General features: G+C 59.4%; 26 protein-coding genes. 6 read left to right on the top strand and 20 right to left on the bottom strand.

Annotated elements, in window-relative coordinates:
• Window positions 1-9: 9 nt before the first annotated feature.
• From JJQ51_RS19145 to JJQ51_RS19065, 17 genes are all read right to left on the bottom strand, one after another.
• Entirely contained in the window at window positions 10-315 is a 306-nt protein-coding gene (locus JJQ51_RS19145; RefSeq protein ID WP_269245109.1) for an urease subunit beta, read from the bottom strand.
• A gap of 10 nt (window positions 316-325) precedes the next feature.
• Window positions 326-580, bottom strand: coding sequence for a DUF1272 domain-containing protein (locus JJQ51_RS19140; RefSeq protein WP_269245108.1), 255 nt, complete (start codon window positions 578-580; stop codon window positions 326-328).
• A gap of 7 nt (window positions 581-587) precedes the next feature.
• Window positions 588-890 (bottom strand): urease subunit gamma, encoded by a 303-nt coding sequence (locus JJQ51_RS19135; protein ID WP_015340839.1) that lies wholly within the window; start codon window positions 888-890, stop codon window positions 588-590.
• 31 nt (window positions 891-921) lie between these two features.
• Window positions 922-1743: an urease accessory protein UreD gene (locus tag JJQ51_RS19130; protein ID WP_269245107.1), complete on the bottom strand. Its 822-nt coding sequence runs from the start codon at window positions 1741-1743 to the stop codon at window positions 922-924.
• A gap of 225 nt (window positions 1744-1968) precedes the next feature.
• Window positions 1969-2664, bottom strand: coding sequence for a class I SAM-dependent methyltransferase (locus tag JJQ51_RS19125; protein ID WP_269245106.1), 696 nt, complete (start codon window positions 2662-2664; stop codon window positions 1969-1971).
• A 121-nt stretch (window positions 2665-2785) separates the two neighbouring features.
• Window positions 2786-3754 carry a 2-hydroxyacid dehydrogenase gene (locus tag JJQ51_RS19120; RefSeq protein ID WP_269245105.1) on the bottom strand — a complete coding sequence of 323 codons (969 nt, stop codon included), beginning with the start codon at window positions 3752-3754 and terminating at the stop codon, window positions 2786-2788.
• Between the two features lie 146 nt (window positions 3755-3900).
• On the bottom strand, window positions 3901-5022 hold the full coding sequence (locus JJQ51_RS19115) for a branched-chain amino acid ABC transporter substrate-binding protein (protein WP_095435602.1): 1122 nt from the start codon (window positions 5020-5022) through the stop codon (window positions 3901-3903).
• 186 nt (window positions 5023-5208) lie between these two features.
• The gene (locus tag JJQ51_RS19110) at window positions 5209-5562 is read right to left on the bottom strand and encodes a DUF6867 family protein (RefSeq protein ID WP_095435603.1); all 354 of its coding nucleotides are present in this window, start codon (window positions 5560-5562) and stop codon (window positions 5209-5211) included.
• A 24-nt stretch (window positions 5563-5586) separates the two neighbouring features.
• On the bottom strand, window positions 5587-6315 hold the full coding sequence (locus tag JJQ51_RS19105; RefSeq protein ID WP_069611708.1) for an ABC transporter ATP-binding protein: 729 nt from the start codon (window positions 6313-6315) through the stop codon (window positions 5587-5589).
• Entirely contained in the window at window positions 6315-7187 is an 873-nt protein-coding gene (locus JJQ51_RS19100; RefSeq protein WP_069611709.1) for an ABC transporter ATP-binding protein, read from the bottom strand. Before JJQ51_RS19100 ends, JJQ51_RS19105 begins: the two co-directional genes overlap by 1 nt.
• Complete coding sequence (gene livM / locus JJQ51_RS19095) at window positions 7187-8611, bottom strand: high-affinity branched-chain amino acid ABC transporter permease LivM (protein ID WP_113330250.1); 1425 nt, start codon at window positions 8609-8611, stop codon at window positions 7187-7189. The genes JJQ51_RS19100 and livM overlap by 1 nt, the downstream gene beginning before the upstream one ends.
• A gap of 4 nt (window positions 8612-8615) precedes the next feature.
• Window positions 8616-9518, bottom strand: coding sequence for a branched-chain amino acid ABC transporter permease (locus JJQ51_RS19090; RefSeq protein ID WP_269245104.1), 903 nt, complete (start codon window positions 9516-9518; stop codon window positions 8616-8618).
• Between the two features lie 307 nt (window positions 9519-9825).
• Window positions 9826-12252 carry a GcvT family protein gene (locus JJQ51_RS19085; protein ID WP_269245103.1) on the bottom strand — a complete coding sequence of 809 codons (2427 nt, stop codon included), beginning with the start codon at window positions 12250-12252 and terminating at the stop codon, window positions 9826-9828.
• A 218-nt stretch (window positions 12253-12470) separates the two neighbouring features.
• On the bottom strand, window positions 12471-13025 hold the full coding sequence (locus JJQ51_RS19080) for a sarcosine oxidase subunit gamma (RefSeq protein ID WP_113330253.1): 555 nt from the start codon (window positions 13023-13025) through the stop codon (window positions 12471-12473).
• A 7-nt stretch (window positions 13026-13032) separates the two neighbouring features.
• Window positions 13033-15990: a sarcosine oxidase subunit alpha family protein gene (locus tag JJQ51_RS19075; protein ID WP_269245102.1), complete on the bottom strand. Its 2958-nt coding sequence runs from the start codon at window positions 15988-15990 to the stop codon at window positions 13033-13035.
• Window positions 15987-16265: a sarcosine oxidase subunit delta gene (locus JJQ51_RS19070; RefSeq protein ID WP_069611715.1), complete on the bottom strand. Its 279-nt coding sequence runs from the start codon at window positions 16263-16265 to the stop codon at window positions 15987-15989. The genes JJQ51_RS19075 and JJQ51_RS19070 overlap by 4 nt, the downstream gene beginning before the upstream one ends.
• 13 nt (window positions 16266-16278) lie before the next feature.
• Entirely contained in the window at window positions 16279-17532 is a 1254-nt protein-coding gene (locus JJQ51_RS19065; RefSeq protein ID WP_269245101.1) for a sarcosine oxidase subunit beta family protein, read from the bottom strand.
• 328 nt (window positions 17533-17860) lie between these two features.
• Between JJQ51_RS19065 and cysQ the strand changes: the two genes are divergently transcribed.
• The 3 genes from cysQ to JJQ51_RS19050 all read left to right on the top strand — a co-directional run bounded on the left by cysQ (window position 17861) and on the right by JJQ51_RS19050 (window position 19757).
• A complete protein-coding gene (gene cysQ, locus JJQ51_RS19060; protein ID WP_183813725.1) occupies window positions 17861-18655 on the top strand; it encodes a 3'(2'),5'-bisphosphate nucleotidase CysQ in 795 nt (264 codons plus the stop codon).
• A 301-nt stretch (window positions 18656-18956) separates the two neighbouring features.
• On the top strand, window positions 18957-19232 hold the full coding sequence (gene sciP / locus JJQ51_RS19055) for a CtrA inhibitor SciP (protein WP_004107124.1): 276 nt from the start codon (window positions 18957-18959) through the stop codon (window positions 19230-19232).
• A 243-nt stretch (window positions 19233-19475) separates the two neighbouring features.
• Window positions 19476-19757 carry a GNAT family N-acetyltransferase gene (locus JJQ51_RS19050; protein ID WP_113395470.1) on the top strand — a complete coding sequence of 94 codons (282 nt, stop codon included), beginning with the start codon at window positions 19476-19478 and terminating at the stop codon, window positions 19755-19757.
• Between the two features lie 242 nt (window positions 19758-19999).
• Here JJQ51_RS19050 and JJQ51_RS19045 read toward each other — a convergent pair whose 3' ends face one another.
• Window positions 20000-20356: a flagellar export protein FliJ gene (locus JJQ51_RS19045; protein ID WP_075851407.1), complete on the bottom strand. Its 357-nt coding sequence runs from the start codon at window positions 20354-20356 to the stop codon at window positions 20000-20002.
• Window positions 20357-20797: 441 nt separating this feature from the next.
• Here JJQ51_RS19045 and ctrA point away from each other — a divergent pair, with 441 nt between their 5' ends.
• The gene (gene ctrA, locus JJQ51_RS19040) at window positions 20798-21499 is read left to right on the top strand and encodes a response regulator transcription factor CtrA (RefSeq protein ID WP_069611718.1); all 702 of its coding nucleotides are present in this window, start codon (window positions 20798-20800) and stop codon (window positions 21497-21499) included.
• 137 nt (window positions 21500-21636) lie between these two features.
• Here the strand turns inward: ctrA and JJQ51_RS19035 are convergent, their stop codons facing one another.
• Together JJQ51_RS19035 and chpT are read right to left on the bottom strand one after the other, a co-directional pair.
• Entirely contained in the window at window positions 21637-21999 is a 363-nt protein-coding gene (locus JJQ51_RS19035) for a response regulator (protein WP_112334930.1), read from the bottom strand.
• A 201-nt stretch (window positions 22000-22200) separates the two neighbouring features.
• Window positions 22201-22857 (bottom strand): histidine phosphotransferase ChpT, encoded by a 657-nt coding sequence (chpT, locus tag JJQ51_RS19030; RefSeq protein WP_113351612.1) that lies wholly within the window; start codon window positions 22855-22857, stop codon window positions 22201-22203.
• Window positions 22858-23160: 303 nt separating this feature from the next.
• Here chpT and JJQ51_RS19025 point away from each other — a divergent pair, with 303 nt between their 5' ends.
• Together JJQ51_RS19025 and JJQ51_RS19020 are read left to right on the top strand one after the other, a co-directional pair.
• A complete protein-coding gene (locus JJQ51_RS19025) occupies window positions 23161-23772 on the top strand; it encodes a DUF1134 domain-containing protein (RefSeq protein ID WP_113330258.1) in 612 nt (203 codons plus the stop codon).
• A 187-nt stretch (window positions 23773-23959) separates the two neighbouring features.
• Window positions 23960-25171, top strand: coding sequence for a hypothetical protein (locus tag JJQ51_RS19020; RefSeq protein ID WP_113351613.1), 1212 nt, complete (start codon window positions 23960-23962; stop codon window positions 25169-25171).
• Window positions 25172-25174 lie beyond the last annotated feature (3 nt).

The raw sequence follows: 25174 nt of genomic DNA, 5'->3' as shown, positions 1-25174 counted from the left end.
CCGGAGACTCTACAGCTTGCCCATGACCTGCTGACGGAAGCCGTAGACTTCGCGCTTGCCCGACAGCGGGATCAGCGTTACCGCGCGCGTCTGCCCCGGCTCGAAGCGCACGGCTGTTCCGGCGGGAATGTCGAGCCGCATGCCCCTTGCCTTGTCGCGATCGAAAGAAAGCCCGGCATTGGTCTCGGCAAAATGATAGTGGCTCCCGACCTGAACCGGCCGATCGCCGGTATTGGAAACCTCAAGCGTCACAGTCGGCGCTCCGGCATTGAGTTCGATGTCGCCGCCTGCGGCGATGATTTCACCTGGGATCATGGTTCTCTCCTCATGCGGCCCGGACGGGCGCGCATCCCTCAGCTTTCAGAACACGCTTGGTCGAAGCGGGATATTTGGCGAGCAAGGCTGCCGGACGGACAGGACGCCGCGCGAAGTCGCCGCCGCAGTTCGGGCAGACGCCGTCCAGCACCGTATTGGCACAATCGGCGCAGAAAGTGCACTCGAACGTGCAGATCATCGCCTCCTCGCTTTCCGGCGGCAGATCCCTGTCGCAGCATTCGCAATTGGGCCTCAGCTCCAGCATGGCAACCTCATCGGATGGGTTCGTGGACGGTCACGAGCTTGGTGCCGTCGGGGAACGTCGCCTCGACCTGAACGTCATGGATCATCTCGGCAACGCCTTCCATCACCTGATCGCGCGTGATGACATGGGCGCCGGTCTCCATCAGCTCGGCGACCGGGCGGCCGTCGCGTGCGCCTTCGACCACGAAATCGGTAATCAGCGCAATGGCTTCGGGATGATTGAGCTTGACGCCGCGCTCCAGCCGCCGCCGCGCTACCATCGCCGCCATCGAAATCAGCAGCTTGTCTTTTTCTCTCGGAGTGAGGTTCATCGCCTACCTATGTGATTGCTGTTTGCTCAATTTACAGATTCCAGACTTTCGGCACGGGCGCTCCGTCGCGCAAGGCAGAAATGATCGGAATAAGGATTTTTCTGAGCGCGAAGCCATCGGCGGCAGCGAGCCGCACGACGAGCTTCTCGCCCCAGTGGCTGGCGCCGCCCATATGCGTTTCAAGAAGCGGCCGGACGCGGCCGAGATAGGTCTCAGCCAGCGGCCCGACGTAAAGCAAGGTCGCAAAGGCAACCTGACGGTTCAACACGGCCATCTTGGCGGTCAATGCAGCCACATCGCCATCCAGCCGCAACTCCTCGGCGTGAACCAGACGACCACCGCGGCGGATGCGCCAGCGATCGCGAAACAGCCCCTGCTCCATCGCCTCGCCCATGGCTTTCCGCCCGAGCAGGATCGCCTCGACGGCAAGGAATTCGGCCGTTTCGTCAAGCTCGACATTCAATGCACGTGAAAGCGAGGCGCGATCGAACAGGATGGTCTCCTGCGGCAGCCAATCGACCCGAGCGCCACTGCCGACCTTGATCGAGGTTTCAACTTCAGCCGTGCCCCTCGAAGCCTTGTAGATCTTCTCGCAAGCCTGTGTCGTCACGTCGATGCGCGTGCCCGGCCCGGCAACGACACTCCAATCCATCCGGTCGCCGCCGGTGAGACCGCCGGCGGTGTTGATGATGACCGCCTCCATCGAATGATCGAAGGTTTCCGGCAGCCTGATCTTGGCAGCCCCTTCCTGGAAAAGCTCGGCAAGACGCGTACGGCCGCCAAGCGACTTCGCCGCAAGATGGCCGCGACCCCGCGCCCGCTGCGGTCTCGTGCCTGCCGCCATCATTGCCATCAGCCTCTCCACACATCACGTCATGCCAAAGCCCGGCCATTGAAGCCCGGCAAGGAATAAATGCAAGCAATTCCTGTGCCTTATGCGATCTCCCGCAATGTCGATCTGAAACCGGCCAAATCAGCTGAATTTTTCGTCAAACGCCGAAAAGAAAGGCAATGAGCTTCAGTGGGCTGAACAGGTATCGGCAGCAGGTCGACACAAAGCTCTCCCTGCAAAGCGCATCTAGCCCTTCACTGCCGAGAAGAAGAGGAAGCGCGGCTTGGTCGTCAGGCTCTTGTATGCGCCGGGAAAAAGAGTGCTGACCCTGGGATCTGGCTGCGGCTCGCTCACGATATCGATCCGAAATCCGGCCGATCTTAGCGCATCGAACATGGCATGCAGCGGCCGATGCCAAAATCGCATGGTGATGTCCTTGCCGCCACGGTGCCACGTCTCGCTGAAATTATAGGTCTCGAAATAGCTTTCTCCGCTGACCGGATCATGATCCATGAACGGATGATGCGTCGAAAAAATCAGGCGGCCGCCATCGGACAAGACACGCCTGAATTCCGAAAGAGGCCGCGACCAATCGTGCAGATAATGCATGACCAAGGAGGCCATGACCAAATCGAAGGCGCCGTCTTCGAAAGGCAATCGCTCGTTCAAATCGGCCAGCAATAATCGCGCCCGCCCTTCCAGGCGGCGCCGTGCGATTTCGAGCAAGCCCGCGCTCGCATCGACGCCGGTCAGAACCGCTCCCCGATCGACGAGGGCGGTAGCGTGAGCCCCGCCTCCGCAACCCGCATCGAGAACGCGAAGTCCGGCAACGTCGCCGGCGAGGGAGAGAATTGCAGGTCGCTCATAATAAGCATTCCAGGCATTGTTCTCATTGTCGGCCTGATAGGCGGCTGCGAACGCATCATAGTCATTCTCAGACACTGTTCCTCCTTGCCGGAAAACGGCACATATGACAGCACTTCAAGTGATTGATGCCGCCACCTCGTGGACGCGCGGCCTGTCCGGCAACGTCGTATCGCAGTCTGGGTTTCTGTGTTTCTGCCTAGATCACACGATCCGGTGGCTCGCGCCCGGCAAAGAAGGCAGTGATATTGTCCACCACCTTCATACCCATGGCCGTGCGCGTCTCTTCCGTGGCACTGCCGAGATGTGGCAGAAGCACGACATTCTCCAACTCCCGCAGCCGTTCGGGAACATGCGGCTCCGCTTCATAGACATCAAGACCGGCACCGCGGATCGTTCCCTGCTCCAATGCCGATATCAGCGCCGCCTCGTCGACCACATCGCCCCTTGCCGTGTTGATCAGGAAAGAGCCGGGCTTCATGGCTGCGAGGCGAGCCGCATTCATCAGATGGCGGTTCTCGGCGCCGCCCGGACAGTGCAGCGAGACGAAGTCGGAGACTTCCAGAACATCTTCGACGGTTTGCAATTGCATGGCGCCATAGCGCGAAGCTTCCATCGGATCTATTGCCGAGCGATTATAGAAAACAACATCCATGCCGAAGCCGAAGTGACAGCGCTGCGCGAAGGCACGACCGATACGGCCGAAGCCGATGATGCCGACAGTCTTGCCCGTCACCTTCGTGCCGACGAGATGCGTCGGCCGCCAGCCGGCCCAGGTGCCAGCCCTAACCTCGCGCTCGCCTTCGCCGCCGCGTCGGGCAACGGAGAGGAGCAGCAACATGGCGATATCAGCCGTGCAATCCGTCAGCACGCCCGGCGTGTTGGTGACGGCTATGCCTTTTTCCTTGGCAGCAGCGATATCGATGTGGTTGAAGCCGACACCGAAATTGCCAAGGACCTTTGAGCGGATCGCCCCCTCGAAAAGCGCGGCCGGAAGCTTGTCGGAAACCGTCGGCAGGACCGCATCATAAGTGAGCAGCGCCTCGCGCAGCTGCCCCGCATCGAGTGCTGCGTCATCCCTGTTCAAAGTGGTGTCGAAACGCTCCGAAAGCACCGCCTCGACCGCCGATGGCCAGCGCCGGGTCACGAGAATACGGGGTTTGCTCATGCTGTGATCCTCCTGCCGATACAAGGGAGACTTAAAGCAGCTTCGGCATGAAGGAAATGGCGAACCGATATCGCAGATATGAAAAAGCCCGACCAGTGGCCGGGCTTCCCAAATCTTGCTGATGCCGGAAACCGGCGTCGCAAAGTTTACTTCGAAATTTCGGCGTAGTTGTACTTGCCGTCGGAGCCCTTGGACCACTTGTACATGACGTAGTCCGGACGGGTGATGTCGCCCTTGGCGTTGAAGCCGAGGTCGCCGATTGCGGTCTTGAACGGACCCTTTGCCTTCAGCGCGTCGGCAACGGCCATCGGATCGTTGGAACCGGCAGCCTTGGCGGCGGCAGCGATAACCTGCAGAGCCGAGTAGGAGTACAGCGTGTAGCCTTCCGGCTCGTAGCCGGCAGCGCGGAACTTGGCGACGAGATCGGCGGAAGCCGGGTTCTTGCGCGGATCCGGCGCGAAGGTCATCAGCGTGCCGTCGACGGCGTCGCCGGCGATCGATGCCAGCTCGTTCGAGACGATACCGTCACCGGACATGAAGTGAGCCTTCACGCCCTGGTCGGCCATCTGACGCATGATGAGGCCAGCTTCCGTGTGCAGACCGCCGTAGTAGACGAAGTCGACGCCAGCCTGCTTCATCTTCGCGATCAGGGCCGAGTAGTCCTTGTCGCCGGGGGTGATGCCTTCATAAAGAACTTCCGTCACGCCGGCGGCGTTGAGGTTCTTCTTGGTCTCGTCAGCTAGGCCCTGACCATACGGGGTCTTGTCGTGAACGACGGCAACCTTGGCGCCCTTGAAATTGTCGGCGATATACTTGCCGGCAACTTCGCCCTGCTGGTCGTCACGACCGCAAGTACGGAACGTGTTCCACAGGCCGCGCTCGGTGAACTTCGGGTTCGTCGAAGCGGGCGTGATCTGCAGGATGCCGTTTTCAGCGTAGACTTCCGAAGCCGGGATGGAAACGCCCGAGTTGAAGTGACCTACAACGAACTTCACGCCGTCAGCGACGAACTTGTTTGCGACCGAAACGCCCTGCTTGGCATCGGAGACGTCGTCGCCGAGTTCGATCTTGATCTTTTCGCCATTGATACCGCCGGCCGCATTGATGTCCGCAGCTGCCTGCTCTGCACCCTTCTGAAGCTGCGCGCCAAACGCAGCATTCGGGCCCGTCAACGGACCACCGACGCCAACAATAATGTCGGCCTTCGCAACGCCGCCGAAAGCGATCATCGCCGACAAGGCCACCGCCGACAGAAGATACTTCTTCATATTATTACTCCCAATTTTTAAGCGGGTTCCGTTTGATCTGCCCTGCGCGATACCCACCAATCATCACGCCGGTAACGCTTGCATTCCGAACTCTGGAAGCATGACCCCTGCCCGTTCCCGTCTGTTTTTATGGGGCTGGGTGACGCTCTTGGTTGTACGCAGACTGTGCCTAGTTTAGGCGCACTGTCAATTCTTCTTCTTCCACGAAAAGGCCGAGGTCTTTTCATAGAGCCAGTAATAATTATTCACCATCTGATCGGTACGTCGATACCGGTATCCCGCCGTCGCAAAAACAAGCAGAAGCACGACATCGATGATGTAGATGGTGACGTCGAAAACCGGGCCATTGAACAGCGCATGGTGCAGAAACTGCAGGCCAAGGCCGATCAGAAAGCTGTAGATGACGACAAGCGGATAGGTTTCCCAGCTGGATGCAACGGCGCGGCCAGCGCGCCATGCGGTCCAGAAACCGAGAATGACGATAACAGCGCGGATGACCATGCGCCCGCCGGTATCGGTGTCGAAGAGAAGTCCCTGCATCTTAAATTCTCCGCGAAACGAAACTCAATGGTGACCGCCTTCGAGATAGGCGGCACGCACCTCCGGATTGGCGAGCAGTTCCTTGCCGGAACCGCTCATCGTCACCCGGCCGTTGACCATCACATAGGCGCGGTCGGAAAGCTTGAGCGCCGCAAAGGCGTTCTGCTCGACGAGGAACACAGTCAGCCCCTGGGTCTGGTTCAGAACCTTGATCGCCTCGAAGATGCCCTTGACGATCAGCGGCGCCAGGCCAAGCGAGGGTTCGTCCAGCAGCAGCAGCTTGGGACGCGCCATCAGTGCGCGGCCGATCGACAGCATCTGCTGCTCGCCGCCCGAAAGCGTTCCGCCGCGCTGCGACTGGCGCTCCTTCAGCCGCGGGAAGAGCGTGAAGATCTTCTCGACGTCCTCGTTGAAATATTTGAGCTTGTCGAGACTCGCGCCCATCTGCAGGTTTTCATAGACGGTCATGCGCGGAAAGATGCGCCGACCCTCGGGCGACTGCGCGATGCGAAGCCGCGCGATCTCATGCGTCGGCATGCGCGTGATATCGCGGCCGTCGAAGGTGACCGAGCCGGTGCGCGCCTGCGGGCTGCCGCAGATCGTCATCATCAGCGTCGATTTGCCGGCGCCGTTGGCGCCGATCAGGCTGACGATCTCGCCGCTATTGACTTCGATATCGACGCCGGCAAGGGCGCGGATATTGCCGTAATAGGTTTCGACACCCGCAACTTTGAGAAGTGGTTGCCCCGCCATCAATGTTCACCCTCTTGGAGGTGCTCGACTTCGGCAATCACCTCTTCCACTTCCTCATCCTCGACGCCCAGATAGGCGGCAATCACGCGAGGATCGTTCTTGACCTCATCCGGCGTGCCATCGGCGATCTTCTGCCCATATTCGAGCACGATGACATGGTCGGAAATTTCCATGACCACGGACATGTCGTGTTCGATCAGCAGGATCGATGTGCCGGTGTCCTTGCGGATGCTGCGAAGGAATTCGTTGAGAACCAGAGATTCGCGAGGATTGAGACCGGCAGCCGGCTCGTCCAGGCAAAGCAGTTCCGGCCCCGTACACATGGCACGAGCGATTTCCAGGCGGCGTTGCGCGCCGTAAGGAAGGTCGCCTGCAGGATCGTCGGCGCGATCGATGAGATCGGCCTTTTCGAGCCAGAAGCGCGCCAATTCGATCGCATTCTTCGCTTCGGCTCGATAGGGACCGATGCCGAGCAGGCCGAGGATCGTGTAGCCGGAGGCACGCATCAGCTTGTTGTGCTGCGCCACCAGCAGGTTTTCGAGCACCGTGAGGCCCGAAAACAGACGGATATTCTGGAAGGTACGCGCCACCTTGGCTTCGCGCGTGATCCGGAAATCCGGCAGCCGTTCCAGGAGATATTCCTTGCCGCTCTTCTGCTGCAGCGTAAGCATGCCCATCGTCGGTTTGTAGAAGCCGGTGATGCAGTTGAACACGGTCGTCTTGCCGGCGCCGTTCGGCCCGATCAGCGCGGTGATATCGCCACGCTTGGCCTCGAACGAGAAGTCGTTGATCGCCATCAGGCCGCCGAACTTCATTGACAGGTGGTCGACCTTCAAGAGGACGTCGCTGGGGTTTGCGGTCACAGCGTTCATCAGCCGTGGCCCTCCTTGGTAAAGCTGCCTGAAACCGCTTTTCGCTCCTTGAGGAAAGCGGTCGGCTCGCGCGTGCCGACAAAGCCGCGCGGCTTGAAGATCATAACGACCACCATAGCGAGGCCGAAGATCAGCATGCGGTAGAGTTCCGGTGTGAAGTCCGGGCCGAAACCGGGAATGATCGTGGTATCGCCGAAGACCAGCCCGGTCTTGAGGAAGCTCATGTTGCGCAGCAATTCGGTGCCGCCAACCATGGCGATCGCGGCAATCGCGATGCCCTTCAGCGACCCCATGCCGCCGAGAACGACGATGGCGAGGATCACGGCGGATTCGAGGAACACGAAGGATTCCGGCGAGACGAAGCCCTGACGCGCCGCGAAGAAGGAGCCGGCAAAACCGCCGAACATGGCGCCGGTGGCAAAAGCCGTCAGCTTCGTCGTCACCGTATTGATGCCGAGCGAACGGCAGGCGATTTCATCCTCACGCAACGCTTCCCACGCACGTCCGATCGGCATGCGGCGCAGCCTGATGGTGACATAGGCGGTCAGCATGCAGAGCAGCAGGATCACGTAGAACAGGAAAACCTTGTACCAGGCCGACGAGATCGGCAGACCGAAACTGCGGACGAAGTTGTGCGGATCCTTCATATCGAAAGTATACAGGCCAAAAAGCGATGCCTTGGTGATGTTGGAGATGCCGAAGCTTCCCTGCGTCACATCGGTCCAGTTGGTCAGCACGATGCGGATGATTTCACCGAAGGCAAGCGTCACGATCGCCAGGTAATCACCCCTGAGGCGCAGCACCGGAAAGCCCAGGACCATCCCCCAAAGCGCTGCCAGAATGCCCGAAATCGGCAGAAGCAGCCAGAAGGATAGGCCGAAATGCATCGATAGCAGAGCATAGGAATAGGCGCCGACCGCATAGAAGGCGACATATCCCAGGTCGAGCAGACCGGCGAGGCCGACGACGATGTTCAGACCCCAGGCAAGCATCACGTAGATGAGGATCTGGATGCCGAAATTGTCGACATAGGTCAGCGCCCCTTGCGGGCCGAGGATTGCCACCGCCGCTATCGGATAGATCAGCAGAAACACAAGGGCGATCTTGTTGAAATGCTTGGAGACGAAGCTTTGTTCGCCCTCTACCTGCACGACCTTGGCCTTGGCTGCCTTTCGCGCTGCCAGATAAGGCTGGACGAAGACCGTCATGATGAAGCGGCCGACGGTAGCGATCGCGACGATGATCGCCAGAAGACCCCAGCGCTGCACGATAATCAGCTTGTTGTCCATATTCTGATCGGTCTTGAGACCGATATAGAGGACGAACATGCCGAAGGATATGACAGCGGTCCAGAGGGCGTCCGTAATCCCCTTCTGGACAAGACCGGGCGCGGTCTTGCCTGCAACGAAGTTTGAATTTGCCATGGCGTTATACCTTTTCGACTTCCGGCCGACCGAGAATGCCCGTCGGCTTGAAGATCAGCACGTAGGCAAGGATGCCGTACGTGGCGACATCCTTATACGCGATGGGAAAATTGCCAGACCAGAAGGACTCGATGAAGCCGATCATCAGGCCGCCGAGAACAGCGCCCGGAAGCGAGCCGATGCCGCCCAGAACCGCCGCCGTGAAAGCCTTGACGCCCGGCACGAAACCGTCCGTGAAGTTGGCCACACCATAATACATCAGATACATCGTGCCGGCGACAGCAGCGAGTGCCGCACCCATGATGAAAGTGATGGAGATGGTGCGGTCGACATTGATGCCGAGCAGCGCCGCCATCTTGCGATCCTGCTCGGTCGCCCGCTGGGCACGCCCAAGCGCCGTCTTGTTGACGATGTACCAGAAGGCGGCGAGCAGCACGACTGTGATGATGAAGATGATGATCTGCTTCAGAGACAGCGAGACGCCGCCGAAATTGTAGACATCGCCCACCAGCGTCGGGATCGGCTTGTTGCGCGGCCCCTGTGCAACCTGGATGAAGTTCGACAGAACGATCGACATGCCGATTGCCGTGATGAGCGGCGCGAGGCGGAACGATCCGCGCAGCGGCCGATAAGCCACCCGCTCGATCACCCAGTTCCACAGGCTCGTCATCAGCATGGCGACGATCAGCATGACAAGCAGCATGATCGCGACCGGCAGGCCAGCAAAGAGCGAAACGAGAACCAGATAGGTGATAAGAGCAGCAAAGCCGCCGAGCATGAAAACATCACCGTGGGCAAAGTTGATCATGCCGATGATGCCGTAAACCATGGTGTAACCAATAGCGACCAGGCCGTAGATCGACCCGAGAGTCAGCCCGTTTAAGAGCTGCTGGATAAAATAATCCATATATCACTTCCCCTGGATGCGGCGTCATACGACCGCATCTCTTATTGCTTTTTTAGGTTCCTTCTAGAGGCCTATGGGCGCGATTCCATACTGGTTTCGAAGGAAATGTGAAGCCAAAAAGGCGAGAAATTGACAAATTCTTTTCAAATCGCCGTGCGCTGATGCGAATCCGACCAAAAATGACACGAAAGCGGCAGGCCGTGGCTCAAAATTAGCCAAAACCGTGAAGCGGCGCCTACACTCTGAAGAGCTCTTGTCAGAGGCAGGCCTCGTCAGGCCCGCCATAACGATCGCCTGAACCGCGACTTTACGCCCGCATCCTGGCACCATCCGCATCGAACAGCGGCTCGGCCTGCAGCCTTGCCGGCAAGAGCTCGCCAAGCAGTTCGATCGACCAGCCTTGCACCTCGTCGGCGATTTCCTTCGGCACGTAGCCCACAGCGACGGAAAGACCGGAAGCATGAGCATAGCCGCCTGACGTCACCCAGCCACAGACCGCGCCGTTGTGATAGATCGGCTCATCGCCGATGACATCGGCATCCCTGGCCGAGAGGATGAAGGTCCGCAGGCGCAACGCGCCGCCCTCCGCCTTTTCCTTGGCGGCGGCCGCCTTGCCGATGAAATCGGCCTCCTTGGACAGCGCCACGAATCGGTTGAGGCCGGCCTCGAACGGCCCATAGAGTGGTCGGTATTCACGCGCCCAGCTGCCATAGGATTTGTCGAGGCGCAGCGCATTCAGCGCTCTCAGCCCAAAGAGCCGGATGCCGAACTCGGCACCTTCCTGCATCAGAAGGTCAAAGATATAGCGCTGATGCTCCGGCTTCATCCAGATTTCATAGCCGAGGTCGCCCGTATAGGAAACGCGGCCGACGATCGCAGGCGCCATACCGATATCCATGCGGCAAATGGACATGAACGGGAAGGCGGCGGTCGAGAGATCCTGATGGGTCAGCTTCTGCAGCAGCTTGCGGGCGTTCGGACCGGCGATCGACAGGCCGAGAAGCGAAAGACCGAGTGCTTCGAGCCGGACCGAGCCGTCCTTCGGCAGCAGTCCTTCGAACCAGCGCATGTGATAGGCTTCGGCAATGCCGGAGCCGATGAGAAGGAAATCCCCCTCGCCCAGCTTCGCCAGCGTGAAATCGCCGATCAGCTTGCCGTCGTGCTTCAGCATCGGTGCCAGCGTCATCCGGCCAATGGCCGGAATGCGGCAGCTCAACAGCCGATCGAGGAAAGCTTCCGCCCCCGGTCCCTTAATCGAATATTTGGCAAAGCCGGAGGTCTCCATTAGGCCGACGCTCTCGCGCACCGCCCTGGCTTCGGCGCCGACGACATCGAAGTCGTTGGAGCGGCGCCAGGAGAATTGGTCGAGCTCACCCTGCGGCGCGAACCACAGGGCCTGCTCGAGACCATAATAAGCGCCGAATACGCCGCCGGCTTGTTTCAGCTTATCGTAGATCGGCGTCGTCAGCAGCGGACGAGCGGCCGGCAGCTCCTCGTTAGGATAGCGGATCGAGAAGCGGCGAGCATAGTTCTCGCGTACCTTGGCATTCGTATAGGCGAGCGTCGCGTAGTCGCCATAGCGCGAAACGTCCATGGCGAAAACGTCGAAGCCCGGATCGCCGTAAATCATCCAGTTGGCGAGTGCGAGCCCCACACCGCCGCCCTGGCTGAAGCCGGCCATGACGGCGCAGGCCGACCAATAGTTCCTCAAGCCACGCACGGGGCCGACAAGCGGATTGCCATCAGGCGAAAAGGTGAAGGGGCCGTTGATAATCTTCTTGATGCCGGCATTGTTAAAGGCCGGGAAATGGCGGAAGCCGACTTCCAGCTCCGGCGTGATGCGCTCAATATCCTCGGCCAGCAGCTCGTGACCGAAATCCCAGGGCGTCGTCACCGGCGACCATGGACGGCAGGCCTTTTCATAGGTGCCCATCAGCATGCCTTGCCGCTCCTGGCGCAGATAGATCTCGCCATCGAAGTCGACGCAGTGCATCAGCTCCTTGCCCGTCGTCTTGTTGAAGTCGATGACCTCGGGCATGTCCTCGGTGATCAGATACATATGCTCCATCGCAAGCACCGGCAGCTCCAGCCCGACCATACGGCCGACTTCGCGCGCCCAGAGACCGGCGGCGTTGACGACATGCTCGGCGATGATCTCGCCCTGGTTGGTGATGACCCGCCAGGAACCATCCTCGCGCTGTACCAGCTCTTCCACCTTGGTATGCAGGTAGATTTCCGCACCGTTCTTCTTGGCCGAGCGAGCATAGGCATGCGTGGTGCCATAGGGGTCGAGATGGCCTTCGACGGGGTCGTAAAGCGCGCCGACAAACTGATCGGGATCGAGAAGCGGCATCATTTCATGCGCTTCCTTCGGCGTCAGCAGCGTCGCTTCCAGGCCATTGTAGCGCCCCTTGGCGAGAATGGATTTCAGCCAGTCGAAGCGCTGCGGGGTGGCCGCCAGCATCAGGCCGGAGGTGAGGTGCAGGCCGATGTCCTGGCCGGAATATTCCTCGATCTCCTTATAGAGCTCGACCGTATATTTCTGCAGCTTGGCAACGTTCGGATCGCCGTTGATCGTATGCATGCCGCCGGCAGCATGCCAGGTCGAGCCGGATGTCAGCTCGGAGCGCTCGAGCAGCACGACATCGGTCCAGCCGAATTTCGTCAGGTGATAGAGCACCGAACATCCGACGACACCGCCACCGATGACGACGACCTTGGCATGGCTTTTCATTGGGAATCCCCTGTTTTCGGCACGAAGCCGCCGGGTGTCTTCCCGCGCGACCGACCGTATTTGAGAGGAAACCTAGAGACTATCCGACAGGCCAAATAGCCCGAACTGCGAAACCAATATGTCTGTTTGCGCCATCGCAATTGTTCGGATCGCGCCATCGGCTATCGACGGCAAAGGCCGGTCGGCAAGGCGCTCGACCTCCGCCACCACGAGGCTTTTCAGTCGGCGAAACCGGCCGTGAGCGCGAACTCCCGCCCCATCTCCATAATCTCTTCGAAGACACTGCCGGCATAGGAGCGCGGCACGATGATTTCGAAATGATCCGGACCGGTGCGGGCAACATTGGCGCTGACGTGACAGCACAGCATGTTGGCCGACTGCCCCTCGGCAAAAACCTGCGGATGCAAGTCGACCGCCACGCATTTGGCAAGGATACGGCGAACGCTGGGACCAGAAATGCGAAGCATGACGCGACCGTCACTCTGCTCGAAGAAAGAGGCCCGGGCGGGATCGAGCGTGAAGAGATCCCGCGCGACGCTATCGGCGCTGAGCGTCTCCGATACCACGAACCATTCCCTCGGTCCGACATCGCGAACCGATACATCCTTCAATGCCTTCAGGCTTGCCAGAATACCGTCTTGATCGCCGGCCCTGGCGAGCACAGAGAAGATGGCCGGATGACGCACGACGGCGAGATGATTCGGATTGGCGGCAGCTTCGAAGCCGGAAATATGATCTTCCAGCACATGCCTGTTCTGAAACGCGACGCTCATCAATCCATCACCCCAAAAGCTTCTTGTTGTCGGGATCAACGAAAATTGGGCTGCAAACCTCTGCTGCCACTTCCTCACCCCGCAATCCGTCCCAGACGACCACGCGCTCGCCGATGCGTTCCCGGCCCGACTTCAGGAAAGCGAGCGCGATGGAATGGCCGAGCGTCGGCGAGAAGCACGCTGAGGAAACATGCCCCTGATCGTTCACCGTCGAAGGTCTCGCACCTTCCTTCAAAATATGCGCGCCGGCGTGAATTTCCTTGGCCGTATCGATCGGCTTCAGGCCCACAAGCTGGCCGCGGTCGGCGGCAGTCAGGCCGAAGCGGGTAGATAGCCGCTTGCCAATGAAATCCGGCTTCTGCGTCGACATCATGCGACCAAGCCCGACATCGTCAGGCGTGGTGCGGCCATCGAGTTCGTTATGGGTGACATGTCCCTTCTCGATACGCAGCACGTTGAGCGCTTCGACGCCATAGGGGCAGACGCCATGCGCCTTGCCGGCCTCCATGATGGCATCAGCCACCGCCTCGCCATAACCGGCCGGCACCGCTAGTTCATAGGCGAGCTCGCCCGAGAAAGAAATGCGGAACAGGCGTGCCCTGAGCCCCCCCTTCAGCATGATTTCGGCTGCAGCAAGGAAGGGGAAGAACGCGTCGGAGATATCATCTTCCACGATCTGCTCCAGCACCAGCCGCGCCTTCGGGCCGGCAATCGCCATCTGCGCCCATTGATCGGACGAGGACACGAAGCGAACGTCGAGCTGTGGCCAAAGCGTCTGCGCGCAGAATTCCATATGCGTCATCACCTCGCCGGCCATCGCCGTCGTGGTCGTCATGAAGAAATGGTCAGGCGTCAGCCGGCTCGTCGTGCCGTCATCGAAAACCATACCGTCTTCGCGTAGCATCAAGCCATAGCGCGCCTTGCCGATCGGCAGCTTGAGGAAGGCGTTGGAATAGAGACGATTGAGGAACTCAGCCGCATCCTTGCCGAAAATCTCGATCTTGCCGAGCGTCGACACGTCGCAGATCCCAACATTGTTGCGGACGTTGAGGACTTCGCGGTCCACACTGTCGCGCCAGCCCTTCTCGCCCGGTCGGGCAAACCAGGATGAACGATACCAGAGGCCGGCCTCGACGAAGCTCGCGCCATTCTTCTTCGCCCATCCATGCAGCGGCGATTCCCGAACCGGCTGCGCGTGCTTGTCGCGTGCGGTTCCCGCCAGCGCACCGAAGGACACTGGCGTGTAGAAGGGCCTGAATGTCGTGGTGCCGACGGCGGCCGGGCTGATGCCGCGCATGCCGGCGATGATGCCGGCGGCGTTGACATTGCCAAGCTTGCCCTGGTCCGTCGCCATGCCGCTTGTCGTATAGCGCTTGGCATGCTCCACATGACCGAAGCCTTCGCGCAGCGCGAGGCCAAGATCCTTGGTATGGACGTCGTTCTGGAAGTCGACGAATGCCTTGTCTTTGGCACCCGGCACATGCCAGATCGCCGCGAAGGATGGATCGTACTCGCCATCAACCTCAAGCAAATCTTCCGCATGAGCCGTGCGGCCCAGGCTTTCGATGACCCCTCGCGCCTTCTGCGCGCCATCGGCGAGGCAGCCGGAAACGCTCTCGATACCCGCAGCCGAACCGGCAATCTCCAGCTCGCCAGAGACGATCGGTGCGATGAAGGCCTGCTTCTCGTCGGACCAGACCGGCTTGGCACCCCGCTGGCAGGCAAGATGGATGATCGGTGACCAGCCACCCGACATGGCCAGCGCATCGCAGGCGATCAGCTCATCCAGCCCGCCGCGGTCTGCAATGACGCCACTGATGCGATATTTGCCTTTGGTCGCGTGGACGCTTGCCGCATGAACCACGCGCACGCCTTGCGGAGCAACATCGGCCGACGCGGCTCGCGTGTCGAGGATTGCCGAAATCTCCACGCCTGCAGCGGTGAGATCGGCGGCAGTTCGGTATCCGGAGCCGCCATTGGTGAAGACGGTAACCTTCTGCCCGGCAACGACGCCATAGCGATTGAGATAGCTGCGCATGGCACTGGCCATCATCACGCCCGGGCGATCATTGCCGCCGAACACCAGCGGTCGCTCTTCGGCGCCCGAGGCAAGGATGGCGCGCTTGGCGGCGATGCGCCAGAGCCGCTCCACCGGCAGGTCGGCCGATGGCATCGCCACATGCTTCTGCACCTTCTCGACGGCACCGAAAACATTGCCATCATACCAACCGAATACGGTGGTACGCGGCATCAAGGTGACGTTCTCGAAGCTCTGCAATTCCTCAAGCGTCGCCTGCACGAAAACGTCAGCGGAAGCGCCGCCGATCGTCAGCTTTTCCGACAATAGCGAGCCGCCAAGTCTAAAGCCTTCGTCGACCAATACGACACGCAAGCCGGCGCGGGCGGCGGTCAGAGCCGCCATTAGCCCCGCCGGACCGGAGCCGATCACGAGCAGGTCGCAATGCGCCCAGGCCTTCTCGTAACGGTCCGGATCGGCCTGCATGACCGCCTTGCCGAGGCCGGCAGCACGTCGGATCAGCGGCTCGTAGATCTTTTCCCAGAAGGCAGCCGGCCACATGAAGGTCTTGTAGTAGAAGCCAGCGCCGAGGAAGGGCGAGAACAACCCATTGATCGCGCCAAAATCATACTTCAGCGACGGCCAGCGGTTCTGGCTCACCGCACTCATGCCCTGATAGAGCTCGGCGACGGTAGCACGCGTATTCGGCTCGGTCCGGCCATCCTTGCCGATGGTGACGAGCGCGTTGGGCTCCGCCGAACCGGCCGTCAGGATGCCGCGCGGCCGATGATATTTGAAGCTGCGGCCAACCAGTATCTGGTCATTGGCGAGCAGGGCGGCGGCGAGTGTGTCGCCTTCCAGACCCTTCATTTCCTTGCCGTCGAACTGGAAGGACAGTGGGCGGCTGCGATTGACGAGACCACCGCTCGACAGACGATAAGAGGTCATCGCGCCGCCTCCTTTGCCTTGTCCTCGGCATCGGTAACGGAAAAGACCTCGTGCGTGACATTGCTGCGCTCGACGACCAGCCAGCGGCGGCATCCGGCGCTATGATGCCAATATTCCTCAATCCGGCCGCGCTCGTTATCGCGGATGAAGACGTAGCGGTTCCAGTCCTCATCCGGCGCGGTCGGCACCGGCCGGACGACGGAGGCCGAGCCGCGAATGGAGAATTCTTCCTTGGGTCGCACGCCGCAATGCGGGCAGTTGATCAAGCTTGCCATTGGTATTGTGCCCTCAATGCAGGTTCGGCTGCGGACCCTTGCCGCCTTCGTCGATCGCAAAGCCGCGCTCGAAACGGTCAAGCCGCAGAAGGCGGCTGACATCGTGGCTCTCGCCCCTCGCGATCAGATGCGCGAAGCAGAAGCCGGAGGCGGGCGTCGCTTTGAAGCCACCATAGTTCCAGCCGCAGTTCAGATAGAGATTTTCGATGGGCGTGCGATCGATGATCGGCGAGCCGTCCATGCTCATATCCATCACGCCGCCCCAGGTGCGCAGCACGCGCACGCGCGACAGACCGGGGATAAGCGCCACCCCCTCCTCCATCGTATGCTCGACGGTGGCGAGATTGCCGCGCTGCGCATAGGAGCTGTAGTAATCGATATCGGCGCCGAAGACCAAGCCGCCCTTGTCGGATTGGGATATATAGAAGTGTCCCGCGCCATAGGTGATGACATTGTCGATAACAGGCTTCAGCCCTTCGGAAACGAAAGCCTGCAGCACATGCGTTTCGATCGGCAGCTCCAGGTCAGCCATATTGCCGAGAATCGACGTATGACCTGCGGCCGCAAGCGCCAGCTTGTTGCAGCCGATGAAGCCGCGGTTGGTTTCGACCCCCGTCACAGCACCGCCCTCGTCGCGGCGAATGCCGATCACCTCGCATTGCTGGATGAGATCGACCCCGCGGCTGTCGGCGCCACGCGCATAGCCCCAGGCGACCGCATCGTGCCGCGCCGTGCCGCCGCGGCGCTGCAAAAGGCCGCCGAGGATCGGAAAGCGGGCATGATCGAAATTCAGATAGGGCATCATTCGGCGGACCTGCTCGCGATTGAGCAGTTCGGCATCGACGCCATGCATGCGCATGGCATTGCCGCGCCGGACATAGGCATCGCGCTGGCCATCGGAATGGAACAGATTGACGATTCCGCGCTGGGACACCATGGCATTATAGTTGAAATCCTGCTCAAGCCCTTCCCAGAGCTTCATCGAGAATTCATAGAAAGGCTCGTTGCCGGGCAGCAGATAGTTGGAGCGGATAATCGTCGTATTACGGCCGACATTGCCGGAGCCGATGTAGCTCTTTTCCAGCACCGCGACGTTGGTAATGCCGAATTCCTTGGCGAGGTAATAGGCAGTTGCCAGGCCATGTCCGCCGCCGCCGACGATGATCACGTCATAATGTGGTTTCGGCTCCGGCGTCCGCCACACCGGCTGCCAATGGCGATTGCCTGAAAACGCCTGTTTTAGAAGCTGATAAGCCGAATAACGCATGCATTCATCCTGATCACTACCCGGCCGCACATTCGCATATGCAATAAAAACGACAAGTCCCGAAAGAGCGAAAAAGCTTCGCAAACAGAACATGATCTTTTCCGAATGCGCAGTGATGGACGGTATCTGCTGCGGAAGGGAATACATGGCCGGCCTGCCAAAAGACCTGCCTTCCGGGCCGCTGTTGCTAAACCCTCGCTCAAGCGCTATGGCCAGGAAAGCCGGGGCATAGGAAGTCTAAACTTCGCAATCGCAACTTCTTATATATTCTTATATATAATGTCCGGAGAGTTTAGGCGCGGACTGCGCGCGGAAGACGAAGAAGCACATGCTTGCAACATTTGAAAAGGCGGCACTCGAGGCAGGAAAGGCCATCCTGGAGGTCTATCGTGCCGGCTATTCCGTTGCGTTAAAGCAGGACATGAGCCCCGTCACACTGGCCGACGAGCGGGCCGAACACATCATTCTCAGACACCTCGAGCGCGATTTTCCGCATATCCCGGCCATTGCCGAAGAGCAGGTTTCAGCCGGCAAGATTCCGGATGTGCGTGGCCGCGCCTTCTTTCTCGTCGACCCGCTCGACGGCACACGAGAGTTCATCGAGCATCGCGATGAATTCACCGTCAACATCGCCTATATCGAAGACGGTATTCCCCTCATCGGCATCGTCTACGCACCGGCGCTCGGCGTCGCCTTTACTGGCGAGCCCGGCAAGGCGCGCAAACTGATGGTGGACAAGTATTTTACCATTACCAGCCGCGTCAATATTGCGGTGCGTGAACCGCCGGCCAAGCTGACGGCGCTTGCCAGCCGCTGCAATAGCAATGCGAAAACCGAAGGCTTTCTCACCGACAATGCGGTTTCCGGCTGTACATCGATCGGTTCGTCGCTGAAATTCTGCCTGCTCGCTGAGGGCAAGGCAGATGTCTATCCGCGTTTCGGCCGGACCATGGAATGGGATACGGCAGCCGGCGATGCCGTGTTGCGGGCGGCGGGCGGCAAGACCGTCACAGTCGAGGGTGGCCTTCTGACCTACGGCAAGACCGACCAGTATGCGGACGCCGACTTCGCCAATCCGCACTTCATCTGCTGGGGCGGACAGAAGCACGGCGTCTCGGCGTAAGTTTATTTTTGCAAGTAAAAACAATTCCTGCAGCTTTTCTTGAGCGCGCCAGTAGCGGAGCGGACCGGCTAATTTCGGCCCGAAAGCGTAAGTTTTCACTGACAAAAAATCATAGAATGAATGCGATTTTCCCTGAAATAACAGGGGCTTTTGCGCATTTTTCTCAGGCGAAACATACGCAAATCAGCACTTCGCCACATTGATTAAAATTATTAGCAAAGTCTTACCATGTGCTTAGGCAATTTTTAAATGTGGCAAGCTAGAGTGCCACACGTGGTCTTGAGTGTGTGTAGAGAGTCCAATGACCGAAATGATACGTCCCCGAGTGAAGTATGTCATCGGCCCCGATGGCAGCCCGCTGACGATAGCAGACCTTCCGCCGCCGAATACGCGCCGCTGGGTCATTCGTCGTAAAGCTGAGGTTGTCGCCGCCGTGCGTGGTGGTCTGCTCAGCTTGGAAGAAGCCTGCGAACGTTATACGTTGACCGTCGAAGAGTTCCTCTCCTGGCAGTCGTCCATCAATACCCATGGCCTTGCCGGCCTCCGGACGACCCGCATACAGCAGTATCGCCACTGACAGCAGCGACAGCACCACCTTTATTCCATTTTGTGTTCGGGCCTCTTTTCTTGCGAAAGAGGCCCGAATTATTTTATTGAAAGGCGCCCGCGCATTGCTCGCCTCGCCTACGCTAAAGGGCTTGGCCGGTCCGTATTTTCGACATCAACCTAAACGGAGACGGTCCGTTAACAATCTCGATGGTTGGCAGACGCCGGAGCACATGCAATCCTCGTTGCATCAGATGCGACAAGGGAGAAAATCATGGATATCCGCAACGAAAACAATGCATCCGGCGGCCGTTATGTTGCAACGGTCGAAGGCTACGAGGCGGAGATGACCTTTTCCCGCACGTCTCCCAAGCTGATCATCGTCGATCATACCGGCGTGCCGGATGCCCTGCGTGGCAAGGGAGTCGGCCAGGCGCTGGCGCTTCACGCCGTCGAAGAGGCGCGCCGTGGCGGCTGGAAAATCATCCCGCTCTGTCCCTTCTTCAAGGCTCAGGCGCAACGTCATGATGACTGGCGCGACGTCGTCAATCTCTAAAACGCGGTGCTTTAAGCACGGTAGCACGCGTCGCACGCGCGCATCGCATGACCAAGCGGGACAAAATCCGTCCAATCGGTCGGATTATCTTCGAAAACGCAAAAGCCGCGCATGGCCGGCCCCGTCACGGCCAGTCATGCGCAGCCTTCATGCGCTTCCATCATACTCTTCGCATTCCGAAGATAAGCTCCGTACCGGAACGCAATCATGCTTGATCCGAAGGAGAAGACGGAATTGCGATCTCAGGCGCGTGCCCGCGCCGGACCCGAACCATCACGCTCTTCAAGCGCTGCGGCCTTGGCATATTCGGCCTGCATTTCCTCAAGCGAATTTTCCAGCGCCTCTTCCTGAACCTGCAGCTCCCGGATCGACACCTGCAGATTGTCCGCACGCTGGCGGGCAGCCTTGGCAAAGGTCGGGTAGGCAAAATGGCTCGGATCGGAAATGCCGGACTTCTTCTCCTCGACGACGATCTGGCTTTCCAGTTCCTTCGTCATGCGGTCAAATTCCGCCATCATCATCTGCAGCTGCTGCAGCTGACGGCGTTTTTCGTTCACCTGAAACTCTTTCAGGCGAACAAGGCTCTCACGTGACTTCATACGCATTACTCCCGTGATGCGAGACCCCGGCTCTCGATATTCCCGTTCGCCGAACCGCTTTGAGACGGCTTGGTTAAAAAAATTTCCAGCGGTCTTAATAAAAGCCTACCGCTGGTAACCTTTCGTTTACGGGCATCGTTAATGATAGGCGCAATGATTTAAGGCTCGGTAAATGTTGTGGTCGGAATTCGACATGTCGGCATTGGTGAGTCAGATGAATCACTTGGCGTTGGTTGTTAATGCAATACTTTAGGAGTCGATTTTACTGATTGTCGTTGGAAAACAGTGCAATGGAAAAATTATTTAATAAATTCGATACGACTTGCCAGAGTGAATCAGAATTTGTTAACCATTGCATGGCAGCTTCCAAATCAAGCAGTGATTTGATCGGTATCGCGTTAAGGGGCTGACGACCTTTCGGCGGCGGTAAAGGGGACAATTATGCGGGTTCTACTCATTGAAGACGATAGCGCGACAGCGCAGAGCATCGAGCTGATGCTCAAATCCGAAAGTTTCAACGTCTATACCACCGATCTCGGTGAAGAAGGCGTCGATCTCGGAAAGCTCTACGACTACGACATCATCCTTCTCGATCTCAACCTTCCCGACATGTCCGGCTACGAAGTGCTGCGCACGCTGCGCCTCTCGAAGGTCAAGACGCCGATCCTCATCCTCTCCGGCATGGCCGGCATCGAGGACAAGGTTCGCGGCCTCGGCTTCGGCGCCGACGACTATATGACCAAGCCTTTCCACAAGGATGAGCTGGTCGCCCGCATCCACGCCATCGTCCGCCGTTCCAAGGGCCATGCCCAGTCTGTCATCATGACCGGCGAGCTCATCGTCAACCTCGACGCCAAGACCGTCGAAGTCGGCGGTCAGCGCGTGCATCTGACCGGCAAGGAATATCAGATGCTGGAGCTGCTCTCGCTGCGCAAGGGCACGACGCTCACCAAGGAAATGTTCCTCAACCACCTCTATGGCGGTATGGACGAACCGGAACTGAAGATCATCGACGTCTTCATCTGCAAGCTCCGCAAGAAGCTGGCAAATGCCGCCGGCGGCGCCAACTACATCGAAACGGTCTGGGGCCGCGGCTATGTGCTGCGCGAGCCCGACAGCAGCGATTTCGCCGAAAGCGCCTGAGCCGCCTCCCCGCCTTTACCGCCGTCACACAGAAATCCCGCCTTTCGAGGCGGGATTTTTTGTTGGCGTCAGCGCAGCGCAAAATAATAGCCGCCTCGAAGGGCGGCTAATCCTTGTTTCTATGTGTCTCGTTGAAATCAGGCGGCCGCGGCGCGATTGCCGAAGATGGCCGTAAGAATTTTGCGATCGAATGGCTTCAGCAGAAAATCCGTTGCGCCCGCGCGCTTTCCGGCCATCAGCTTGCGAAGGTCGGCCTCGATAACGCAGTAATAGATCTTTACGTCCTTGCCATCGGGCATGGCGCGGATGCTGGCGATGAGCTCGAGTGCCCCTTCCATGCCGGCATCGACGATCAGATAATCTGGCATTTCGGCCTGGCAGCGCATCAGCGCTTCGCGCGCATCTCCGGCTTCGCTCACGAGAAAATCCAGCTCGGACAGGATTCGTTTGCCGACCTTGCGTACGACATCCGATGTATCCGTTATCATGAACCGCTGCATGTGTGAGCTCCCTGGCATCAGCCGCCATCATCGATGCCGGCTTCAAATTGAAACGATAGGAGCAGCAAGCTAAGGATTCGTTACCGCTACATTATCAATTGAGCGGACAACTCAAAGATTGCACAGAATTTTCGATACACGAAAAGATAAGCCCGCAGCCGATGACCGACTGCGGGCTAACACATCAATGAATCGAGCCGCTTACTCCGCGGCTTGGGCAGCCATGGTCGCTACGAAGGTTAATTCCTCCGGAGTCGCATTGTAGGAGAGCTCCATGCCGCTCTCCTCGGCCAGCAGCACCGTGTAATAGGGCTGGATCGAGTGAGCATCGATGGCTTCCTCCAGCGTGCCGGAGCAAATCTCGGCGAACTTCGGTGGTATTCGCATCAGCCGACCCTTGGCGGTGATCGTGAACTTTGCCTCGAATTCGGGATTTTCGAGTGTCACCTCGATATTGCCGCCGCGCGGAATGGCGCCATAGGCAACGAGGAAGAGATTGAGCAGCAGCTTCACGCGGTTCTTGGCGATGATCGCGCGCGGACCGACCCAGCTAACCTCGGTCTTCTTCTCGGCGGCGGCGAAATCCTTGGCGGCCCGCTCCGCCTCGCCGGTGTCGATCGACGCGCCGACCGAACCGGACGCGCCAAAGGCAAGACGCGCGAATTTGAGGCGGACGGAAGCGTTGAGCGCACTGGTGCGGATCAGATCCATCGCATCGGCGTCGGCACCACCCTCGTCGAGCAGCTCCAGGCCATTGTTGATCGCCCCGACCGGCGAGATCACGTCATGGCAGACGCGGCTGCACAGCAGCGCGGCCAGATCCGGTCCGGTCAAAGTGAGATTGGGATTTTTCGACATTCATTGTCTCCTGAATGCTGACAGGGCAAAGCGAGTAGTTCCACCTTGCCACGGTAAGGTTGCTCGAGGGTTTCGCAGCCAGTGTACCGCGCGCCATAATGACACCATATTTGGTAAACCGATTGTTAAGACCATCGACGCAAAATGCATTCATCACCATCAGACTTTTTCGCACGCGATTCGTCCTGCGAGAGATGGGCGAAATGGTCTGAAAAAATGGGGGCGTGCCATGCATGGCGCATTCAGGCGAATGCGTCGCCTATTCGTCCCTGTTGCACCGACCATGATGAACGGAAGACTTCCATGCGCTATGAATTCCTGAAGAGAATGCCAAGCCCCGGCACCAGAACGCTCGGCCTCGGCCTGATTCTGGCCATTGTCGCATTTGTGAGTTTCGCGTTGCCGGCCCGTCAGGCCGCTGCCGCGCCCACCAATCAATATTCGGCTCAGGAAATCGTCGATGCCGGCCACTCCTTCTTCGGCTCCACCAGCGGCGGCCTTGCCAAGGTGGTCGAGCGCGCCTTCCAGCAGTATGGCCTGCCGAATGGCTACATCCTCGGTCAGGAAGGTTCCGGCGCGTTCCTCGCAGGCCTGACCTACGGCGAAGGCCAGCTCAACACCAAGAATGCCGGCGAGCATCCGCTCTACTGGCAGGGACCATCGCTCGGCTTCGACTACGGCGGCCAGGGCACCCGCGTCATGATGCTGGTCTATGATCTGCCGAGCATCAACAGCGTCTACACCCGCTTCGGCGGCGTCAGCGGCCAGGCATTCGTGGTTGCCGGCTTCGGCATGACTGTCCTGAAGAACAACAACATCGTGCTCGTTCCGATCCGCACCGGCCTTGGCGCACGCCTCGGCATCAACATGGGCTATCTCAAAGTCACGCCGAACCCGACCTGGAATCCTTTCTGAACCGATCCTCTGATACGATCTCCCAAGCAGCGCACGCCTTGGCCCGCTTCAGTTGCGGGCCTTTTCTTTCCGCAAAACCGGCTCCGCGCCGATAAACCATATCCGCGTTAAAAGCTTGCCCGCATGGCTAACCCATGATTAATCATTTTATCGATATCGAACATAACTCCAGGATACTGGCTGCGTCGTGATTCAATTTGCTCTCTTGTTCGGATTGGGCTTTCTGACGGCCGCTCTACTGGTCTTTCTCATCGCGCCGGCAATCCATCGTCGCATCGTCTGGTTCACCGAGAAACGCTTGAAGGCGACCATGCCCTTGAGCCCGCAGGAAGTGCGCGCGCAGAAAGACATGGCGCGCGCGCTCTTCGCAGCCGAAAACGCGCGGACCGAACATGCCCTGACGCAGGAGCGTGACAAGACCGTTGCGCTGCAGATTCAGAATAGCAAACTTCAGCAGGAAGCGAGCCGGCTCTCCGCCGCAAGCGGGGAGCTGCAGACGCGCATCGACGATCTGGAGGTGGAGGCAGGCGAACTGCGCTCGCGTCTGCGCCAGGAAGAGAGCTATATCAGCCAGCTGAAATCGAGCATCCACGCGGCCGAGCAGGCCAGCGCCGAGAAAGAGGCGGATATTGACAGCCTGCGCAAACGGATGACGAAAATGGGTGCTGATGCCGACAATCTCAGGATCGATCTGGCAGCCCGCGAAACCGAGATCGAGAGTCTCAAGCTGCGCATCAACACATTACGCGACGAGCGCAATACGCTGCGCCAGGAGCTGAATGCGGCAAGCCTGCGCGCCGCAGATGCCGAACAATCGCTGCGCCAGGAAAGCGACAAGAACAAGCGGCTTGAGGAACGCCTCAACCGCGAGATTGCCGGCAGCGCCGACAAGGAAACCGCGATCGAACGCCACGCCCAGGATGTCGTTCGCCTGAGGGAGCGGCTGGAGGCTGCCATCAAGGAATCGAAGGAAGCCGGCAAGGCGCTGCGCGCCGCTGGCCTCACACCGCCGAAGAGGGCCACAAGAACGCCGAAACTCGCTGCCGCATCGATAATTGCGGGCAGCGCCGGTGAGCAAGGAACCATAAGCGAGCCGCCGCAGATGGCGGAACCGGAACGAAAAGTGGAAGACGAAATCGCCCAGATGACGGAAGAGGTTCGCAATCGTGCGGCGGCCCTATCGGACCGCCTGCTGAAGGCCCGCACGCCAGCGCATGACGATGCCATGCGCGAGGAGATTGCCAAGATCGCCGCCAGCATGGTGGCGCTGACGGCACTCAAGGAAGGCGACGGCTCGCCGATCTTCGATCTCCTGCCGAAAGATCAGGAGCCCGCCGAACCCGGCGCGCGCATCAGCCTAGCCGACCGCGTCGCCGCCATACTGCCGAAGCATCCATAAGCT

The organism is Rhizobium sp. AG207R (assembly GCF_027109195.1).
Taxonomy (GTDB): Bacteria; Pseudomonadota; Alphaproteobacteria; order Rhizobiales; family Rhizobiaceae; genus Rhizobium; species Rhizobium dioscoreae.
This window is presented reverse-complemented; position numbering and strand designations above follow the sequence as displayed.

Excerpts from the sequence above, each read along its gene's own strand:
- JJQ51_RS19045 (WP_075851407.1), bottom strand. The coding sequence starts at position 20,356 with ATGAAGTCACGTGAGAGCCTTGTTCGCCTGAAAGAGTTTCAGGTGAAC.
- chpT (WP_113351612.1), bottom strand. The coding sequence starts at position 22,857 with ATGTCGAAAAATCCCAATCTCACTTTGACCGGACCGGATCTGGCCGCG.
- livM (WP_113330250.1), bottom strand. The coding sequence starts at position 8,611 with ATGGCAAATTCAAACTTCGTTGCAGGCAAGACCGCGCCCGGTCTTGTC.
- JJQ51_RS19145 (WP_269245109.1), bottom strand. The coding sequence starts at position 315 with ATGATCCCAGGTGAAATCATCGCCGCAGGCGGCGACATCGAACTCAAT.
- JJQ51_RS19105 (WP_069611708.1), bottom strand. The coding sequence starts at position 6,315 with ATGGCGGGGCAACCACTTCTCAAAGTTGCGGGTGTCGAAACCTATTAC.
- JJQ51_RS19110 (WP_095435603.1), bottom strand. The coding sequence starts at position 5,562 with ATGCAGGGACTTCTCTTCGACACCGATACCGGCGGGCGCATGGTCATC.
- JJQ51_RS19090 (WP_269245104.1), bottom strand. The coding sequence starts at position 9,518 with ATGGATTATTTTATCCAGCAGCTCTTAAACGGGCTGACTCTCGGGTCG.
- JJQ51_RS19135 (WP_015340839.1), bottom strand. The coding sequence starts at position 890 with ATGAACCTCACTCCGAGAGAAAAAGACAAGCTGCTGATTTCGATGGCG.
- JJQ51_RS19120 (WP_269245105.1), bottom strand. The coding sequence starts at position 3,754 with ATGAGCAAACCCCGTATTCTCGTGACCCGGCGCTGGCCATCGGCGGTC.
- JJQ51_RS19100 (WP_069611709.1), bottom strand. The coding sequence starts at position 7,187 with ATGAACGCTGTGACCGCAAACCCCAGCGACGTCCTCTTGAAGGTCGAC.
- JJQ51_RS19035 (WP_112334930.1), bottom strand. The coding sequence starts at position 21,999 with ATGCAGCGGTTCATGATAACGGATACATCGGATGTCGTACGCAAGGTC.
- JJQ51_RS19025 (WP_113330258.1), top strand. The coding sequence starts at position 23,161 with ATGCGCTATGAATTCCTGAAGAGAATGCCAAGCCCCGGCACCAGAACG.
- JJQ51_RS19070 (WP_069611715.1), bottom strand. The coding sequence starts at position 16,265 with ATGGCAAGCTTGATCAACTGCCCGCATTGCGGCGTGCGACCCAAGGAA.
- cysQ (WP_183813725.1), top strand. The coding sequence starts at position 17,861 with ATGCTTGCAACATTTGAAAAGGCGGCACTCGAGGCAGGAAAGGCCATC.
- JJQ51_RS19080 (WP_113330253.1), bottom strand. The coding sequence starts at position 13,025 with ATGAGCGTCGCGTTTCAGAACAGGCATGTGCTGGAAGATCATATTTCC.
- JJQ51_RS19050 (WP_113395470.1), top strand. The coding sequence starts at position 19,476 with ATGGATATCCGCAACGAAAACAATGCATCCGGCGGCCGTTATGTTGCA.
- JJQ51_RS19115 (WP_095435602.1), bottom strand. The coding sequence starts at position 5,022 with ATGAAGAAGTATCTTCTGTCGGCGGTGGCCTTGTCGGCGATGATCGCT.
- JJQ51_RS19065 (WP_269245101.1), bottom strand. The coding sequence starts at position 17,532 with ATGCGTTATTCGGCTTATCAGCTTCTAAAACAGGCGTTTTCAGGCAAT.
- sciP (WP_004107124.1), top strand. The coding sequence starts at position 18,957 with ATGACCGAAATGATACGTCCCCGAGTGAAGTATGTCATCGGCCCCGAT.
- JJQ51_RS19140 (WP_269245108.1), bottom strand. The coding sequence starts at position 580 with ATGCTGGAGCTGAGGCCCAATTGCGAATGCTGCGACAGGGATCTGCCG.
- JJQ51_RS19085 (WP_269245103.1), bottom strand. The coding sequence starts at position 12,252 with ATGAAAAGCCATGCCAAGGTCGTCGTCATCGGTGGCGGTGTCGTCGGA.
- ctrA (WP_069611718.1), top strand. The coding sequence starts at position 20,798 with ATGCGGGTTCTACTCATTGAAGACGATAGCGCGACAGCGCAGAGCATC.
- JJQ51_RS19130 (WP_269245107.1), bottom strand. The coding sequence starts at position 1,743 with ATGGCAATGATGGCGGCAGGCACGAGACCGCAGCGGGCGCGGGGTCGC.
- JJQ51_RS19075 (WP_269245102.1), bottom strand. The coding sequence starts at position 15,990 with ATGACCTCTTATCGTCTGTCGAGCGGTGGTCTCGTCAATCGCAGCCGC.